Origin of the sequence: Rummeliibacillus sp. TYF005 (genome assembly GCF_003844195.1) — a bacterium.
Lineage (GTDB): Bacteria > Bacillota > Bacilli > Bacillales_A > Planococcaceae > Rummeliibacillus.
In genome coordinates this window covers 12,367-28,358 of the sequence record NZ_ML122563.1, presented here as the reverse complement: position 1 = coordinate 28,358, position 15,992 = coordinate 12,367, and the positions used below count along the sequence as shown (strand labels likewise).

At 34.0% G+C, this 15,992-nt stretch carries 18 protein-coding genes; 9 read left to right on the top strand and 9 right to left on the bottom strand.

Annotation, left to right across the window (positions count from 1 at the left end):
• Window positions 1-123: 123 nt before the first annotated feature.
• Entirely contained in the window at window positions 124-783 is a 660-nt protein-coding gene (locus CW357_RS11675) for a class A sortase (protein WP_124218142.1), read from the bottom strand.
• Between the two features lie 114 nt (window positions 784-897).
• Window positions 898-2,283 (bottom strand): protoporphyrinogen oxidase, encoded by a 1,386-nt coding sequence (locus tag CW357_RS11670; protein ID WP_119415828.1) that lies wholly within the window; start codon window positions 2,281-2,283, stop codon window positions 898-900.
• Window positions 2,284-2,500: 217 nt separating this feature from the next.
• Between CW357_RS11670 and CW357_RS11665 the strand changes: the two genes are divergently transcribed.
• Window positions 2,501-4,525: a Na+/H+ antiporter gene (locus tag CW357_RS11665; protein ID WP_124218141.1), complete on the top strand. Its 2,025-nt coding sequence runs from the start codon at window positions 2,501-2,503 to the stop codon at window positions 4,523-4,525.
• An 88-nt stretch (window positions 4,526-4,613) separates the two neighbouring features.
• Here the strand turns inward: CW357_RS11665 and CW357_RS11660 are convergent, their stop codons facing one another.
• From CW357_RS11660 to CW357_RS18740, 4 genes are all read right to left on the bottom strand, one after another.
• Window positions 4,614-6,539 (bottom strand): acyltransferase family protein, encoded by a 1,926-nt coding sequence (locus CW357_RS11660; RefSeq protein ID WP_119415830.1) that lies wholly within the window; start codon window positions 6,537-6,539, stop codon window positions 4,614-4,616.
• A 297-nt stretch (window positions 6,540-6,836) separates the two neighbouring features.
• Window positions 6,837-7,481, bottom strand: a complete 645-nt coding sequence (locus CW357_RS11655; RefSeq protein ID WP_119415831.1) for a thermonuclease family protein — start codon at window positions 7,479-7,481, stop codon at window positions 6,837-6,839.
• Window positions 7,482-7,875: 394 nt separating this feature from the next.
• Window positions 7,876-9,039 carry an endonuclease Q family protein gene (locus CW357_RS11650; protein ID WP_124218139.1) on the bottom strand — a complete coding sequence of 388 codons (1,164 nt, stop codon included), beginning with the start codon at window positions 9,037-9,039 and terminating at the stop codon, window positions 7,876-7,878.
• Between the two features lie 169 nt (window positions 9,040-9,208).
• Entirely contained in the window at window positions 9,209-9,334 is a 126-nt protein-coding gene (locus CW357_RS18740; protein WP_255416309.1) for a hypothetical protein, read from the bottom strand.
• Window positions 9,335-9,494: 160 nt separating this feature from the next.
• Between CW357_RS18740 and CW357_RS11645 the strand changes: the two genes are divergently transcribed.
• From CW357_RS11645 to uvsE, 6 genes are all read left to right on the top strand, one after another.
• Window positions 9,495-9,713 (top strand): spore coat associated protein CotJA, encoded by a 219-nt coding sequence (locus CW357_RS11645; protein ID WP_119415833.1) that lies wholly within the window; start codon window positions 9,495-9,497, stop codon window positions 9,711-9,713.
• A gap of 1 nt (window position 9,714) precedes the next feature.
• A complete protein-coding gene (locus CW357_RS11640; RefSeq protein WP_119415834.1) occupies window positions 9,715-9,981 on the top strand; it encodes a spore coat protein CotJB in 267 nt (88 codons plus the stop codon).
• A gap of 43 nt (window positions 9,982-10,024) precedes the next feature.
• Window positions 10,025-10,594, top strand: coding sequence for a manganese catalase family protein (locus CW357_RS11635; protein ID WP_124218138.1), 570 nt, complete (start codon window positions 10,025-10,027; stop codon window positions 10,592-10,594).
• A gap of 352 nt (window positions 10,595-10,946) precedes the next feature.
• On the top strand, window positions 10,947-11,375 hold the full coding sequence (locus CW357_RS11625; RefSeq protein ID WP_119415836.1) for a YugN family protein: 429 nt from the start codon (window positions 10,947-10,949) through the stop codon (window positions 11,373-11,375).
• Window positions 11,376-11,507: 132 nt separating this feature from the next.
• Window positions 11,508-11,765 carry a DUF3243 domain-containing protein gene (locus CW357_RS11620; protein WP_119415837.1) on the top strand — a complete coding sequence of 86 codons (258 nt, stop codon included), beginning with the start codon at window positions 11,508-11,510 and terminating at the stop codon, window positions 11,763-11,765.
• A gap of 73 nt (window positions 11,766-11,838) precedes the next feature.
• A complete protein-coding gene (gene uvsE / locus CW357_RS11615; RefSeq protein ID WP_119415838.1) occupies window positions 11,839-12,792 on the top strand; it encodes a UV DNA damage repair endonuclease UvsE in 954 nt (317 codons plus the stop codon).
• 75 nt (window positions 12,793-12,867) lie between these two features.
• On the opposite strand, the gene CW357_RS11610 is transcribed toward uvsE, so the two are convergent.
• Complete coding sequence (locus CW357_RS11610) at window positions 12,868-13,290, bottom strand: pyridoxamine 5'-phosphate oxidase family protein (RefSeq protein ID WP_119415839.1); 423 nt, start codon at window positions 13,288-13,290, stop codon at window positions 12,868-12,870.
• A 188-nt stretch (window positions 13,291-13,478) separates the two neighbouring features.
• On the opposite strand from CW357_RS11610, the gene splB reads away from it, so the two are divergent.
• A complete protein-coding gene (gene splB / locus CW357_RS11605; RefSeq protein ID WP_119415840.1) occupies window positions 13,479-14,507 on the top strand; it encodes a spore photoproduct lyase in 1,029 nt (342 codons plus the stop codon).
• Window positions 14,508-14,643: 136 nt separating this feature from the next.
• Here the strand turns inward: splB and CW357_RS11600 are convergent, their stop codons facing one another.
• A complete protein-coding gene (locus CW357_RS11600; RefSeq protein ID WP_119415841.1) occupies window positions 14,644-14,820 on the bottom strand; it encodes an asparagine synthase in 177 nt (58 codons plus the stop codon).
• A gap of 174 nt (window positions 14,821-14,994) precedes the next feature.
• Between CW357_RS11600 and CW357_RS11595 the strand changes: the two genes are divergently transcribed.
• Window positions 14,995-15,465 (top strand): TspO/MBR family protein, encoded by a 471-nt coding sequence (locus CW357_RS11595; RefSeq protein WP_119415856.1) that lies wholly within the window; start codon window positions 14,995-14,997, stop codon window positions 15,463-15,465.
• 39 nt (window positions 15,466-15,504) lie between these two features.
• On the opposite strand, the gene CW357_RS11590 is transcribed toward CW357_RS11595, so the two are convergent.
• Entirely contained in the window at window positions 15,505-15,813 is a 309-nt protein-coding gene (locus CW357_RS11590; RefSeq protein ID WP_124218137.1) for a DUF378 domain-containing protein, read from the bottom strand.
• Window positions 15,814-15,992: the final 179 nt, after the last annotated feature.

Below are 15,992 nucleotides of genomic sequence, written 5' to 3'. Positions count from 1 at the left end.
ATCATACTCCTTAATATACTTTTCGTCAAGGACATATGAAAAAATGAGTTACATTTGTATTTTTTATAATTGCAACTCATTTTACGGTTGTAAAAGGAAAGACTTTTAGTAAGCTATAAAAATTTATTTTAGCTTAAAATAGCTCGTATCATCAGTATATGTTTCTTTCTTAATGAGTTTTCCGCGAATAATCATACGTTTTTCACCATTATAGTTACAGGTGACAAGTGTGATTAGCTTTTCATCTCCTTGATCTTGAATCACTTCTACTTGTGTTGGCTTGACGATAAACATATCAGAAATTTGATATTCGTATATATTTCTGAAATCTGTAATATAAACTTTCATACCTTCTTGTGCTTTTGTTAATGGGCTAAATAAGGTTTTACCATTATTCATATTATGCCCAGCTAAAGAGTAATTTCCTTGTCCCATAACTTGATCTTGTTTCATCGTTCCTGCACCAACCGTTAAATTAATATTTGAAATTCCATAGACGATTGGTAATTGCATATGAACATCCGGTACACTAATTGCTCCAATTGCATGTACATCTTTCTTTTTCGTTTGGGCATTAAGTACATCTTGTAAACGAATATTTTCCACCTTTGCAAAATCGAAAGTTGCCTGTGGTGTTGTCTTTGCTTTTTCAATATTGGTCTTTTGGATTGTTTCCTTAGACATGTTATCTACCAACAATACCATTATTGGTTTTTGAAAGGTCAATACTAATCCCGTAAAGAGTAATAAAATACCGAGCACTAAACTCAACTTTCTCATCATTTTATAAACCTCTTTCTTTTTTCTTATCTTTCCATGTTACATAGTGAGTTCCAATATTACAATAAAAAAAGACCAAGAGAGAGATTAGCTCTTGGTCATAGAAACTTAGAATTATTAAATTGATTGGATAATTTTTTCTGCTGTGTCTTGTCCGTTTTTAATGCAATTTCCAATGCCTACTCCATAATATGAGCATCCTGCTAAAATAACATGTGGATATTTTTCTTCTAATTGGGTAGTCAATGATTTTACCGTTTCTGCATGTCCCATACCATAGACAGGCATTAAATCATTCCATTTTGTCACATTTACAACAGCTGGTTCGCTATCTAATTTTAATGATTTCTTAATATCTTCCAATGCTATTGCAGTTAACTCTTCTTCGTTTAAATGTTTGAGCTTATTGAATATAGGATTTGAGCTTTTATAAAATAGACGGACAAGTAAATTACCCGATTTAGATGTATGGTTCCACTTGCGACTTGTCCAAGTACAAGCATTGCATTTTACATCACTATTTTTTGATACTATATAGCCCGTACCATCAGCTGGTAGCTTTTCATCAGGAATATTAAATCCTACATAAATGGTAATAATAGAAGCATTATGAATGGTATTTAGTTCTTCATCAATTCTTTTGTCTTTTAATATCTTACTCGTTACTGCATGTGGGGTTGCTAATACAATATAGTCGGCGATAATATTTTCATGTTTATCAAACGAACATATATATCGGTCATCACTTTTTGTAATATTCGTCGTTGCTAGACCTTTTATAATTTCTACATCTGTTAACGTTTCTTCTAAGCGATCAATCAATTGTGAAAGTCCATTTTTAAAAGAGATAAACTTTTTGTCTGATGACTTTTGGAATTGCTCACGGTTTGCGCCAAACCCTTTGATAATACTGCCATATTGTTCTTTATAATCTAGTAAATATGGTAATGTAGATGCCATTGTTAACTTATACAAATCACCTGAATATACACCCGATAAAACAGGAGCAATTTGCTTTTCGACTAACTCTTTTCCTAAAAAGTATTCAAGAAATTCACCAATCGAGCTATCCTTTGTGAAACGGTCATTCGGTAAATCTAAGTCTTTTAATGCTTCTTTTTTTCCCTCTGGTGAAACTAGTGTACTGCTATTTAATGATTCGATGCTTGTAGGGATCCCAAATACGCTATCAGCAGGGATAGCATGTAATGTATTATTCGTATATATATATGATATACCCGTGCCATTATAAACGAGGTCAGTTTCTAATCCAATTTCTTGGACAAGAGGCAATACACTTTTATGGCGGGCAACGATTGAATCAGCACCTGTTTCCATGATGAATCCATGGTTATGCTCCGAATGTATTTTGCCTCCTAGATATTCATTTTTCTCTATTAGCACAAGATTTATATCTAAATTTTTTTCTCTTTTCTGTTTTTGTAAATAATGCATAGTGCAAAGCCCAGTAATGCCTCCGCCAACTACAACAACTGTTTTCAAGTTGTCCAACTCCTTTATATTCACGAGATTATTCGATTCTTGACAAATCTTAGTATAATCTTTCATATCAATGGATGCCATGATTTTGGTCACAACAGTTTAAGTGATTTATGACGATTTTTAGAAAAATGGATATTGTTTGTAGAAATTATTTTAATATCTTATTATTTTTAATTAAGGAGTGGAAAAGTTCCACTTACATAGCGAGGATGATGAGATGGATTTATTGATGATTATTCTATTGCTAATAGGTTGTTTGCTTATTTCAAATATAATAGGGCACTACTTACCTTTTATTCCTACAGCTCTTATTCAAATTGCTATAGGAGTTATATTAGCACTTTTATTTAGTAATATTACATTAGAACTTGAAACAGAATGGTTCCTTTTGCTGTTTGTCGCACCACTTTTATATAATGATGGTCGTAATTTTCCCCGTGAAGAATTATGGAATATGAAGATGCCTATTTTGGGCAATGCCATTATTCTAGTACTAATTACAACTTTAGCCGGTGGTTACTTTATACATTGGTTAATACCTTCTATACCTTTAGCTGCTGCATTTGCACTAGCAGCCATACTTTCTCCTACAGACCCCGTTGCTGTAAATGGTATTGCAAAGCGCATTCAAATACCTGAGAAAATTTTAAATGTTGTACGTGGGGAATCATTGATCAATGATGCCTCAGGACTAGTAGCATTTAAATATGCAGTTGTCGCTGTCGTCACTGGCTATTTCTCTATTAAAGAAGCGTTATTAAATTTCTCTTACACATTTTTAATTGGCGGAATTTTAGGTTTAGTTGTCGGTACTATACTAACGCAAATCCGTTTTTCATTACGCCGTGCTGGTATTCGAGATGTTATTTTCCATACGCTTTTGCAATTGTTAACACCATTTATCGTCTATCTTGTTGCAGAAGATGTCTTCCATGCTTCAGGTGTTATTGCAGTTGTCGTTGCTGGTATTGCTCAAGCTTTAGTTAAAGATAAGACGGAGATATTACTAGCAGAAGAACAATTACTAACTGAAAATACATGGTCGATTGTCTTATTCATCCTAAATGGTATTGTATTCCTTTTACTTGGTTTGAATATTCCTTCCTCCATGGAAGAATCGATTGAAAATACAAGTATCAATAACTGGAAGTTAATAGGATACGCACTTGCAATTGGTATTGTCATTCTAGGGATACGTTTCCTTTGGTCTCATTTCAATGCTATTTACTCATTTAAAAAAGGAAATGATGATCAGCCAACTTTGAAAAAAAGCTTACTTAGTAGCTTCGTAGGAGTTCGGGGAGCTGTTACTATGGCTGGTGTATTATCATTGCCATTCATCACGGAAAGTGGCTCATTTTTCCCCGAGCGCTCATTGATTTTATTTCTAGCTTCGGCTGTAATCTTATTTACGTTAATCGTTGCAACAATTTTCCTTCCTATCCTTATTGATTCAAGCGAAGTTGGGGATGTTATCGAAAAACAGCACAATTTCAATGAAGCAAAAAAGCAACTTTTACTTGTATCTATTAATCGAATTCATCGTGAAATGAATGATGATAATCGTAATATAGCTTACCAACTGATTGGAGAATATCAGCAAATGTTTCGTCAAGTACAAATTGATACTAGTGCTGCCAAAACCGGAAAGCCTAAATACCAAAGTGAGATTACAAAAATTCGTTTACAAGCGTTGATAGTTGAGGAACAATATATTGAAGAACTATACAAGGGACACCATTTAGATCAAGATATGTATACGGCCATTCAATCCACTTTTTCAGAAAGAAAACGCATTATCCAACACAATATGCAAAAAGGTTTTTCGTTTGTATTATACCGGATTATTCGAGAATGGCGTATGGCGCGGAAAAAATACCTGTTGAATAAAGAAAAGTTCGTCTCTTATGTTCGGATGAAACAAGTAATCAGGAAAAATGCATACGAGCATGCTTTAGAATTTCTAAGAGAACAGGCAAAATTGGCACCAAATCCTGAAATTTATTATATGATTGCATTCGAATATGAAAGAGCCATTTCTCTAATAAATAAAGAAGTTACAACAATTTCAAATAAACATGAAGAGTTAAAAAATGAATTACGGACAGTGATTACGGAAACCGAACGAGCTGAAATTCATAGGATGTACGAAGCTGGCGAGATTAGTAAAGAGGAAGAACGAGATTTACGAAGGTTTGTTAATTATATTGAAAGTGTCAACTTGTATGAACATGTGGAGTAAGCCGTGTTTCTAAACTCTTGATAATCCTTCAAAAATTTAGGCTACGATAATGTGGATTCCACTAATATCGTAGCCTTTTTAGAAAGAATTATCTTTCTCCTGTTGCGATTTTATTGCTGATTAAAGCTGTATAATACTTCGCACCTTTTTGGTTTGGATGTATCTGATCGTCATAAAACAAATCATACTGTCTATTTGTCATACTATACCAATCAATTAGCTTCACGTTTTTATGGCTTTTTACTGCACGATTGATTTTGCGATTGACACTGTTTTGCCAGTTACGTGGAACTCGTGTATTCACAAGATAGATATGGCGATCATTACCAATTTCTTTCAATAAATCTTCTAGTTGAGTTTTGCTGAAATCTCCATTAGATCCTAATCCGAGCAAAACTACTTTGCCTAACTTACCTTTTCGCTTTAAATTATTAACAACTTTAACCGTTTCATATACTTGTCGTCCAACTTTTGCATCCACGACAATCTGTGGAATTTGCTTCTTTAATGAGGATGCAGCACTTAACATAACAGAATCTCCAATAGCCGTCACACTTATGGATGGGGAGACGGTCATCGCCTTAATATCTTTACCTGTTGTTTCTTTTTTAGCTGCTACAGCTGTTGCAATCGACTTTTTTTCATGCGCAGTTTCCACATTTTTAGTTACTTTTTCCTTATCTAATGCTGTTGAAGATGGTAGTGTCTTTTCTTTTATATCTTTTTCTTCGCTTAACTTTTTTTGTTCGTCTTTCAAATGTTGCTCTAATGCTTCACTATTTGTTTGCTTTTGAGCGGGGGTAAATACCATTCCCATCGCAAAGACGATAATAATACACCCTACAAAGGCAGAGCCTATTCTATAGGGTAATGCCCATTCTTTCCAGTTCCAAGACCATTCATGGGTTTGAAATTTATGTAACCAAATCTTCCATTCTCCTTTTCGAACTGGATCTTCAACAAATCGCCAAGAAAGCTCAGCTAAAAGAAGCGTCAAACCAATGATGAAAAGCGTTCTCCACAAAGGAACATCTACCCCATCCACACCTGCACCCATCAAAACAACTAGTGGGAAATGCCATATATATATACCATAAGATCGAACCCCTACCCATAAAAGCGGCTTAAAGCTCAATATATCTCCAACCTGACTTGCTGGGTGTACAATGGTTGCGATTAAAATAGCTGTTACGATAGAAGCAAATAACATGCCCCCATAATATAAAAATGGTCCTTCTTCATGCATGAATATAAACATTAAAAGAAGAATTAAGAAACTTCCTGTCCCAGCCCAGTTTAATAATTTCTTTGCTTCATCTGTAACTTTTTCTTTCAGTTTTCCACTTGGCCATACAAATGCTAATGCTGCGCCTATTAATAGTGAAAATGCTCTTGTATCTGTACCGTAATATACACGACTAGGATCTTCTCCTGGAGTATACATAATTGCCATCATTATCGCCGATATAATAGCTCCACCAATTATCCATAAAGCAAATTTCTCCTTTTTGCGTATAAAGGATAAAGAAACTATTAAAATAAGTGGCCATATAATATAAAACTGTTCCTCTACCGCTAATGACCACATATGTTGTAAGGGTGATGGCGGAGAAAATTTTGTAAAATATGAATGCTCCTGAACAACATAAAACCAATTACTAATATAAAATGCAGCTGCTAATATTTCGGAACGCAATCCCACTAAAAAAGAGCGTTGGAATAACGTAATCCAAAAACCAATTAGTATTAACATGATGAATAATGCAGGGATTAATCTTCTAAACCTCCGTATCCAGAAGCTTTTTAAATCGATTTTTCCGTACTTTTCATATTCATTCAACAGTAAATCTGTGATTAAATAGCCTGATAACACAAAGAAAATGGTAACGCCTAAATAGCCACCCACAATTCCACTAACATGTAGGTGATATAAAATCACTGCAATTACCGATATAGCCCTCAGACCGTCTAAACCACTTATGTATCTGTGATTTGTTTTCACCGGTTTAGGCATGAAGGTACCCTCCTACTTCTACTTATAAAAACTGATTATCTACAAGCACCTTGACTCAGGTATTTCGATTTTCCAATAGTTATTGTAATTTCAAATATACTTTTAAGCCAAAAATAATAGGATATTTAGACAAAATTCGTCAAATAACCCATACATCTTATTTTGCAATAATTTGTCGATAATCACAAGGTACTATTGATGTGAACAATTGTAGGGAATAGTTTGTTTTAATAGGTATTTAGAATAAAAAAACTAAGATTAACCTTCTGATTAATCTTAGCCTCTTCTTACCATAAGTTATCTTTCGCAAGCGTATCCATCATGATCTCTATCCATTTTTTCTTGATATGCTGGATGAGATTTAGGAACACCGTTTGGATAATATTGACGCAATTCAGTGCAATTCTTAAAATTTGTTTTTGTAGTAGTCTTTTTAGGAGCTGTTATCTCTTTTTTACCGCTCCACAATCCTACTTTCTTTTTCTTTGCCTGAGCTTGTAATGTTCTTAATCTTTTTTCATAAGAGTATGTTCCGTAATCATAAAACTTTTTAACATAACCCTTTTTTACTAAAGACTCTTGCAATAGCTTTCCGTCTACCCAAACCCAAACTAATGTACGGCCATATTTATCCTTTTTAGGTCCATCATATTGTAATTGAATTTTCTTTGCTTTTTTAAGTTTTGTACAAGTATACTTGGAAGCTGTTTTACCATATGGTTGAATTTTATTTGTTGACTCTGGAGTATCTACATAAAGAAATCTAGAATATCCAGCTTTTTTAAAATATGCAGTATCGCCATCTACACATTTAGTGACACGATCTGTAAATTTCTTACCTGCTTTGGCATCAGCAGTTGTTGGTAATGTAAGACCAACAATAATTGAAGAAATTAATATCCATCCAGACAAAAATGATGCTATTTTTTTCAAACTATCCACCTCAATTTATTTTTAAGAAAAATATATTTTCTTTATAAATCAAGATATCACAGTGTAAAAGAAAAAGATGTAACAAAGTGAAACGTTACATCTTTTTTAAGGGGGATTTTATATATATTAGCCAAATAGTAATAAGTATTAATACGATAATTATAGTATATTTGTACATTAATAATGTGATGATTAATCGAACGATCGATAACCCGAATTTTAACAGAAATAATATTCCGAGAAGGATCACCACATTTTTCAAAAGTCGATTTAAATGATATCACCAACCTTACACAATGATATCTATTATAGCATTATAACAAAAGAATAGATTTTCCCTTTACCTGTACTGATTGAATCTTTAAAAAAAGAGAACGCAAAAAACTTACATTCTCATTGTCGATTATTCTGCTTTCACCTTTCCATAAGTGCCACCGCCTCCACCAGATAGAGCTAGCTTTCCATTTCTCCCTTGATCAATTAATGCAGCAATTTTTGTTGGGACCACTTCTTTTAATTCTGATTCAGTTATTACATGTAAAACAGCCATCTCAGTTCCAAAATTACTTAATAATTTTTGAATTGTTTTAGGACCAACACCAGGGATAAAGTCCAATGGCACTTGGTGAATATATGGCGGACGAATGCGCGATGTCTCATTAGTATCTTTAAGTTCCTCAATCCTTACTGCTACACCTTTTACAAGATGCTTTCCTCCACAGTTTGAACATGGTGTTTCAGTTGTTCGATGCCCACAGTCTGCACAAGCAGTTTCATGATACTTTCCTAAAAGCGGATTGAGTCCATAGTTTGCAATAATCTTCCGTCCATCTATTTCGTGCAAAGCCTTTTGCAATTCATCAAATGTCGCTTCTTGCAATCGGATTTTTTGATATTCCCGAGCCATCTTACCAAGTGAATGTGCATCGGAATTTGTAACAAAGGTATATTTGTCCAACTCACTTATTCCCTTCACCATATCCGTATCCGAACTAAGTCCCAATTCAATTGCGTCTATTTGATCCATATCAAATACTTCTGCAAGACTCTTTTTCACACCTTTGCCATAAGCACTTTTAAATGGTGTAAAGACATGTGCTGGTATAAATAGACCGCTTAGTGCATGTACTTTATGTTGCAATGTAATGGCATCACAGGCTATTCGCTGCGTACTTAAGTTAATGTTCGTTACATAGTTTTGCATCCATTTAGAAAACTCTCGCATTGCTTGCCACGATCTAAAAAATGCAAGTACGTGTAATGGACCTAAACAGTTGCTATCATTGACTTCAATTTCAACTCCTGGTATTAGCGTCGTTTTTTGATATCGTAAACCGCCACCAGCTAACTCAACTAGCTTATTTTCTTCTATTAGAAATGCCATTTCATCTAACACTTCAGGCGAATGACAATCTATCACACCAACAATATCTAAGCCTTTTTTAGAAGTTGCTGCATCCAGTATATTTTCAAGTGTTAATGTTTTACTTCCCGTTATTTTTACTGGTTTTCCTTTCCATGTTCGACCGATATGAATATGTAAATCTGCATAGTAATCTGTAAACAATGCCTCTCACGTCCTTCAATATGATTTTATCAATAGAAAAGAGCGTGTATGAAAGTTGAGACACGCCCATTGCAATGGGGATGATGGAATCTTGATTTGACCACCGCAGGATATATACTTCACAGCAGATATTAGAGAAGAGGAAAGCCCCTTCTCTAATCTAAAAAATTCACTTTCGTTGCCCCTGATTATTTGCAGTATCAAATGCTACTAATGTAAAACCAAATTTCTTTTCTAACTCTTTTAATTCTTTTACCTTTTTATCATCCAGCTTTGCATATTTGTTTCCTTCCATTTTCACCACATCCCTTCTTACTATTTATTTTGTCTCCTTTATAAACGATTATGTATTAGAGTTCTTTTACATTATTCAACAACTTGGAACAAAAATGTATATTGCGAAACAGGTATTCATATAGATACATTGATGCCAAAACATCAGAAAGGAGGTTTATATGTTTACACAATTCAAATACTGGAAGCCTTATATTAGCCCTTTCGATCCCTGTGAGCCTATTCGTATAAAAAGCTACTCCACTCCTCCACAACTCTATATCCAATTCCAACCGCCTGGATTACCACAATATCCAACCGCAAAACAAGCACTACACTGCGGAACACTTTGGCCAGACCTTTTCAGCCCTTATCCGAATCCTGAAAAAAAGGGGAATTAATATGACTACAAAAAAATTACCTCCTGAGTATTATCAAATGCTTGAGGAAATTCAAGCCAATGATTTTGTCGCTTTAGAATTAAATTTATACTTAGACACCCATCCAAATGATTTTGAAGCGATTAAGCAATTTAATGATGTGTCTTTAAAAAGTATGGAGATGAAAGTTGAATTTGAAAAACACTTTGGCCCACTGATGAATTTCGGTAGAAGTTTTTCAAACTACCCTTGGAATTGGAAAGATGCTCCTTGGCCTTGGCAAGTATAGTAGCTCTATGATTGTGAATCAGTGATGATAGGAGGAATAGTGGATGTGGTATTACGAAAAGAAGCTACAATATCCTGTTAAGGTAAGGGAGTGTAATCCTCGTTTAGCAAAATTTTTAGTCGAGCAATATGGTGGAGCTGATGGAGAACTGGCATCTGCACTCAGATACTTAAACCAGCGTTATACTATTCCAGATAAAGTAATTGGTCTTTTAAATGACATTGGCACAGAAGAATTTGCACATCTCGAAATGATCGCTACTATGATTTATAAGTTAACAAAAGATGCAACACCTGAACAATTAAAGGCTGCAGGTCTAGGAGATCATTACGTTGCGCATGATAGTGCACTTTTCTACAATAACGCTTCTGGCGTTCCATTTACAACTGCATATATTCAGGCAAAAGGAGATCCAATTGCTGATTTATATGAAGATATTGCTGCAGAAGAAAAAGCACGTGCAACGTACCAATGGATTATCGATTTATCAGATGATCCCGATTTAAACGATGGATTAAAATACCTTAGAGAAAGAGAAATTGTCCATTCCTTGCGTTTTAGGGAAGCTGTTGAAATACTGAAAGAAGAAAGAGATCGAAAAAAATTCTTTTAAGACATTTGGCGTTAAGGATCGACATAATTGTCGAAAACTAACGCCTTACTTTTTCCTCTTCCACTTCCACTGTGAAAGATTCCCCCCAAAAATCTGTACATGCCCCTGTTACAATTATTCGTGATGGAAAGCTTTTAAAAGATGAGCGGATACAATGAAGTTTGGTTAAAAAAGCAACTTTCCTCTCATAATATTTCTAATTATAAAGATGTTTTTTTAGCCGAATGGCTTGAGGGTGATGGCATTTTTATTCAAAAGCTATAAGCTTCTATAAAACATTATAAAATTTTTAGAATGATTTTTATTATTTTGTTAAGAATAGTAATAGTAAATTCTAACAGAGGTGATTACTATGATACTATTTGAATCACGTATTGAAGGTAAAAAAACTGAGTTTGGCTATATTCGAGATGTTTTCGAATCATTCGGATGTAGTTTCTGCTCTAATTTTGAATATCATGAAGGAAAATTCGATTCCATTCTCTATCGGGAAGATGGGGAAACCGTTTATCTTCGAATGCCCTTTAGAGTAATTGATGGAGAACTAGATCATTATTCAGCATATATACAATTTGAGAGACCTTTTGTGATCAAACACGTTGTAAATCTTGGCTTAGATTATGACGAGAACTCATTATTAACTGTTACAGGCGGACTTAGTCAATTTCAAGATCCTATTGATAAGGATGGGCATATAAGAGATAAAAGTCGATGGGTAAAAGCCGGTGAAGAGAAGATCGAAAAGATGTTAAGTTCAATTGATCATGAATTAGTATCTTGAATTTTCCACATTGTATACCGTAATTATAGGTCTGCAATTTTTAGAGACTTTTCCTTTTAAAAAATTCTTTAAAGATTTCGTACATATAGTACGGGATGAAGCACATACTACAAGCATAAAGGAGGGATTTATATGCCTATTTTAGAGAATTGGCAACAATGGACATCATTTTTAGGTCAAAATGTAGACAAAGCTGAAGATGCTGGTATGCCCAATCATGTAATCCAACAAGCAGCTGTACAAATTGGAGAGTATTTAGCGAATAATGTTGATCCAAAAAACTTACAACAAAGAGTACTTTCCGATATGTGGGGAGTTGCTTCTGAAAGCGAAAAAGAAGCACTTGCAAGTTGTGTTGTTAAATTAGTCCAAAATAATAAGCTACAATAACAAAGAACAACCCCGAATGGCGTACATTTATTATACCCAATCGGGGTTTTCCATTAGTATAGGGAGTTAAAATATGAAAATTCGTTTTGGTTATGTAGCGAACGCATTGGGATTATGGGATGCAAGTCCATCAAAAACTTTAACTTTTGCCCGTTATTCTGCTCTACCAAAAGACCAACGACTGGATAAATTAATATCTATTACAACCCAAAATTTAGCACATACAAAAAGAATTTTACATTATAATATCGCTCATGAAATCAATTTATATCGATTTTCAAGTGCACTCGTTCCTTTAGCTACTCATCCAGAAGTGATGTGGGATTATATTACCCCCTTAAAAGACCAATGGAAAGAGATTGGACAACTGATACATCATTTTAAACTATCCCCTAGCTTCCACCCCAATCAGTTTACGATTTTTACTAGTCCACGTGATGATGTAACCTATAATGCTATAAAAGATATGGAATATCATTATAAAATGCTCGAAGCTATGGGCATAACAAATATCGGAAATATAAACATACACATCGGAGGCGCTTATGGGGATAAATCCATCGCCTTAAGACAATTCCATCAAAATATAAAGAAATTACCATCAGAGATAAAAATGATAATGACATTAGAAAATGATGATAAAACCTATAATGTTGAAGAAACGCTTACTACTTGTGAAAAGGAACATATACCTATGATTTTAGATTATCATCACTATATGGCAAATAGAGGAGATATAACCCTGTCACATTATTTGCAAAGGATCTATGATACTTGGCATAGAACAAATAAAAATCCAAAAGTTCACCTTTCTTCACCTAAGTCAGATCAGTTTTATCGTGCTCATGCAGATTTCGTTTCATTTGATTTTGTCTTACCCTTTTTAGAAATGGCTAAACTAAACGATCAAGATATAGACGTTATTATTGAAGCTAAACAAAAGAATCTTGCCATGCATAAACTTATAGAGGACATTGCCTCACTTCGTGGTGTCAAACGAATTTCAAGCTCTACAGTAGAATGGTAATTAAGAATAAGGCTCTTCTTTTCATCTAAAGAATGACTAGAAGAGTCTTTTATAATATATGGACATGTTTAACTTCTATAAAACCAATTCTTCAGATGGAACACCTTGAGTATTTAATAAACGTATAATTTTCGGTTGTATCTGAATAAATACATAGTTCGGATCATCAGGACCTTCAAACCATTGTTTAAATGATTCTTCCCAAAACTTTGTTTTTAAATCTTGAGATTTATTTAGCTCAGCTACTCCAGAAATTTCTACATACTCATCACTTAGTCCATTTCCTTCATAACCAAGCAGTACAGAAACTGCGTTGTTGTTTTCGATTTCTTCTATTTTTTCTTGATTCAATTTAGTTGGTGTAAACAAAGTGAAATGATCATTATAAAATGTCATATACCTTGAATGGGGCTTATTATTTTCAACTGTTGAGAGAACACCATTTTTATGATGCGAAATTAGTTTGAGTACCTTTTCTTTTAATTGTTCATTGCTCATTTTCTCTACTCCTTCCATATTCTTTCTAACTTACCTTTCCTCATAAAGAGGATAATTATACTTTCCAAAGTCCTTAACAAATTTTATTTTTCCAATAGAAAGAAAACATAATTCAAACTCAAAAGGTAACACTTAATCATAAAGCACATTCAATCCTCCTTGAAGAAATAAAAGAAAATGGTGATAATATGAATGATCCTTTTATGCCAAAACTGGTTTACTTTGAACCAAACGCATTAGACTATCCATTAGGAAAAGAACTTTTTGACAAATTCACAAAACTAAATATAGAAATAAGATATACCACATCACACAACCAAGTCCGTAATCTGCCTGGAGAAAACGACTTTCAAAAATATCGTAATGCCAAATCAACATTAGTAGTTGGCTTACGAAAAACATTAAAATTCGATACTTCAAAACCTTCTGCAGAATATGCTATCCCGTTTGCTACCGGTTGTATGGGACACTGTCATTATTGTTATTTGCAAACGACTATGGGAAGTAAACCTTATATCCGTACCTATGTAAATGTAGATGAAATTCTTGCTGCTGCAGACAATTATATAGAAGAGCGTGCACCAGAAATAACTCGATTTGAGGCTGCTTGTACATCGGATATTGTAGGAATCGATCATTTAACTCATACATTAAAAAGAGCCATAGAACATTTTGGACAAACAGAGCTTGGACGTTTGAGGTTTGTAACAAAATTTCATCATGTAGATCATCTTCTAGATGCCAAACACAATGGAAATACAAGATTTCGTTTTAGTATTAATGCTGATTATGTTATCAAGAACTTTGAGCCAGGAACCTCTCCACTAGCTAAACGTATCGAAGCTGCTGGTAAAGTAGCTCGAGCAGGATATCCACTCGGTTTCATCGTTGCACCTATATACCTTCATGATGGTTGGCAAGAAGGTTACTATCATATGTTTGAACGTCTTAATGATGAGTTACCTCTTGAAGTACGTGATGATATAACATTTGAATTTATCCAACATCGTTTTACCAAACCTGCCAAAAGAGTAATTGAAAAAAATTATCCTAAGACAAAACTTGAACTAGACGAAGAAAAAAGACGTTATAAATGGGGAAAGTATGGTATTGGAAAGTACATTTATCAAAAAGATGAAGAAGAAGAGATGAAGAGCAACTTATACAGTTATATGAACGAATTTTTTCCAAACGCAAAGTTGGAATACTTTACTTAATCGGATAAAGGAATGTAACTTTCTAGGACAACTTGCTACACGACGTAGCATTTTTAATCGGCTTACCCCACATAAATAAGGATAGATGAGAATAGGATGTTACTCTCCTATTCCATCTATCCTTTACTTTTGAATCTTAGTTACGATGCTCGACTAAATCAATGGCCCCTAGCACAACATGTGCTAAACCAAAGCCTATGATGGATCCTCGAATCCAAGGTGTTATACTTCTATTATTTCGCAATGCCACTCCAGTAGTTGTTACAGCAGTTCCAAGTATTGCTGGTATTAACCCCTCTCGTATGTTGTCCATATTATAACGCTCCTCTCATTTATCCTTTGATTCCCCTTTATAATTTGCATTAACAATCTGTTTATACAGATGAACGAAAAATATATGATGCCTCCAAAAGATAAATCCAATCTTTACTAATAAAATGCATTTCAATGCATACAAATAATTAGTAGCTAGTCAAATATCTTGGAGGTGGGTAAAATTTTATCGGCTATTTTAGTCTTTATTGTCGTGTATTTACTGTTTAGTCTTTCCGGAATTCTATTTCCTGTTGATCGTACATGGTATGCATCGTTAAAAAAGCCCTCTTGGACACCCTCTGGTAAAACAATAGGAATGATTTGGGGCATTTTATATGCATTAATCGCATTGTCACTAGCTATTATTCAATATAAAATGGGATTAAAAAGTACAAGCATTTCGTTTATCCTATTATGGCTTATCAATTATTTAGCCAATCAAGCCTTTAGCTTTTTCCAATTTACCGCCAAAAAACTCGACTTAGCTTTTCTGGATACACTTGTAGTTGTCATCACTAATATTTTACTTATTTATTCAACCACTCAATATTCAGGACTTGCCGCTCTATTGCTAATCCCCTACTTAATATGGTCTCTTATAGCTACCACATTAGCTTGGTCTATTTATCGTTTAAATTCTTAAAACAGAAAGCCATGCATTCGCATGGCTTTAGGATTCTTACTATTTGTTGTCGTCTTTATCTTTGACATCTGTAAAATCTGCTTCTTCACCAAATTCAGTGGACAATTCAGAATTTCTTCCGTATTGGCGTTCTGATTCTGTATGTTCTTCACTATCCAAAGGAGCAAATAAAAGACTTATACAAACCAGACCGCTTAAACCTACAAGACCAAAAATGACTCTTGATAAAAAGGCGCTTTCTCCTCCAAATAGGTTTGATACTAAATCATATCTAAAAAACCCAATTAGACCCCAGTTGATAGCCCCAATAATTACTAAAGCTAAAGCTATTCTTTTTAATACTTCCATGGATATTACACCTCCTTCAACAAATGATAAGAATCAAACTTATCTTCTGCATTTAGGAAAATTTAATACTAAAACAGAGAATATACCGAAAATATTTTATGGCCCTGTTTATATTCTTTTCCAAATAAAAAGCCCTTATCGAATAAAACTTCGATAAGAGACTTTTTTACACTAGGAAT

Coding starts and splice junctions, on each gene's coding strand:
- CW357_RS11675 (WP_124218142.1), bottom strand. CDS start 783: ATGATGAGAAAGTTGAGTTTAGTGCTCGGTATTTTATTACTCTTTACG.
- CW357_RS11665 (WP_124218141.1), top strand. CDS start 2,501: ATGGATTTATTGATGATTATTCTATTGCTAATAGGTTGTTTGCTTATT.
- CW357_RS11660 (WP_119415830.1), bottom strand. CDS start 6,539: ATGCCTAAACCGGTGAAAACAAATCACAGATACATAAGTGGTTTAGAC.
- CW357_RS18740 (WP_255416309.1), bottom strand. CDS start 9,334: ATGGAAGGAAACAAATATGCAAAGCTGGATGATAAAAAGGTAAAAGAA.
- CW357_RS11645 (WP_119415833.1), top strand. CDS start 9,495: ATGTTTACACAATTCAAATACTGGAAGCCTTATATTAGCCCTTTCGAT.
- CW357_RS11640 (WP_119415834.1), top strand. CDS start 9,715: ATGACTACAAAAAAATTACCTCCTGAGTATTATCAAATGCTTGAGGAA.
- CW357_RS11635 (WP_124218138.1), top strand. CDS start 10,025: ATGTGGTATTACGAAAAGAAGCTACAATATCCTGTTAAGGTAAGGGAG.
- CW357_RS11625 (WP_119415836.1), top strand. CDS start 10,947: ATGATACTATTTGAATCACGTATTGAAGGTAAAAAAACTGAGTTTGGC.
- CW357_RS11620 (WP_119415837.1), top strand. CDS start 11,508: ATGCCTATTTTAGAGAATTGGCAACAATGGACATCATTTTTAGGTCAA.
- uvsE (WP_119415838.1), top strand. CDS start 11,839: ATGAAAATTCGTTTTGGTTATGTAGCGAACGCATTGGGATTATGGGAT.
- CW357_RS11610 (WP_119415839.1), bottom strand. CDS start 13,290: ATGAGCAATGAACAATTAAAAGAAAAGGTACTCAAACTAATTTCGCAT.
- splB (WP_119415840.1), top strand. CDS start 13,479: ATGAATGATCCTTTTATGCCAAAACTGGTTTACTTTGAACCAAACGCA.
- CW357_RS11600 (WP_119415841.1), bottom strand. CDS start 14,820: ATGGACAACATACGAGAGGGGTTAATACCAGCAATACTTGGAACTGCT.
- CW357_RS11590 (WP_124218137.1), bottom strand. CDS start 15,813: ATGGAAGTATTAAAAAGAATAGCTTTAGCTTTAGTAATTATTGGGGCT.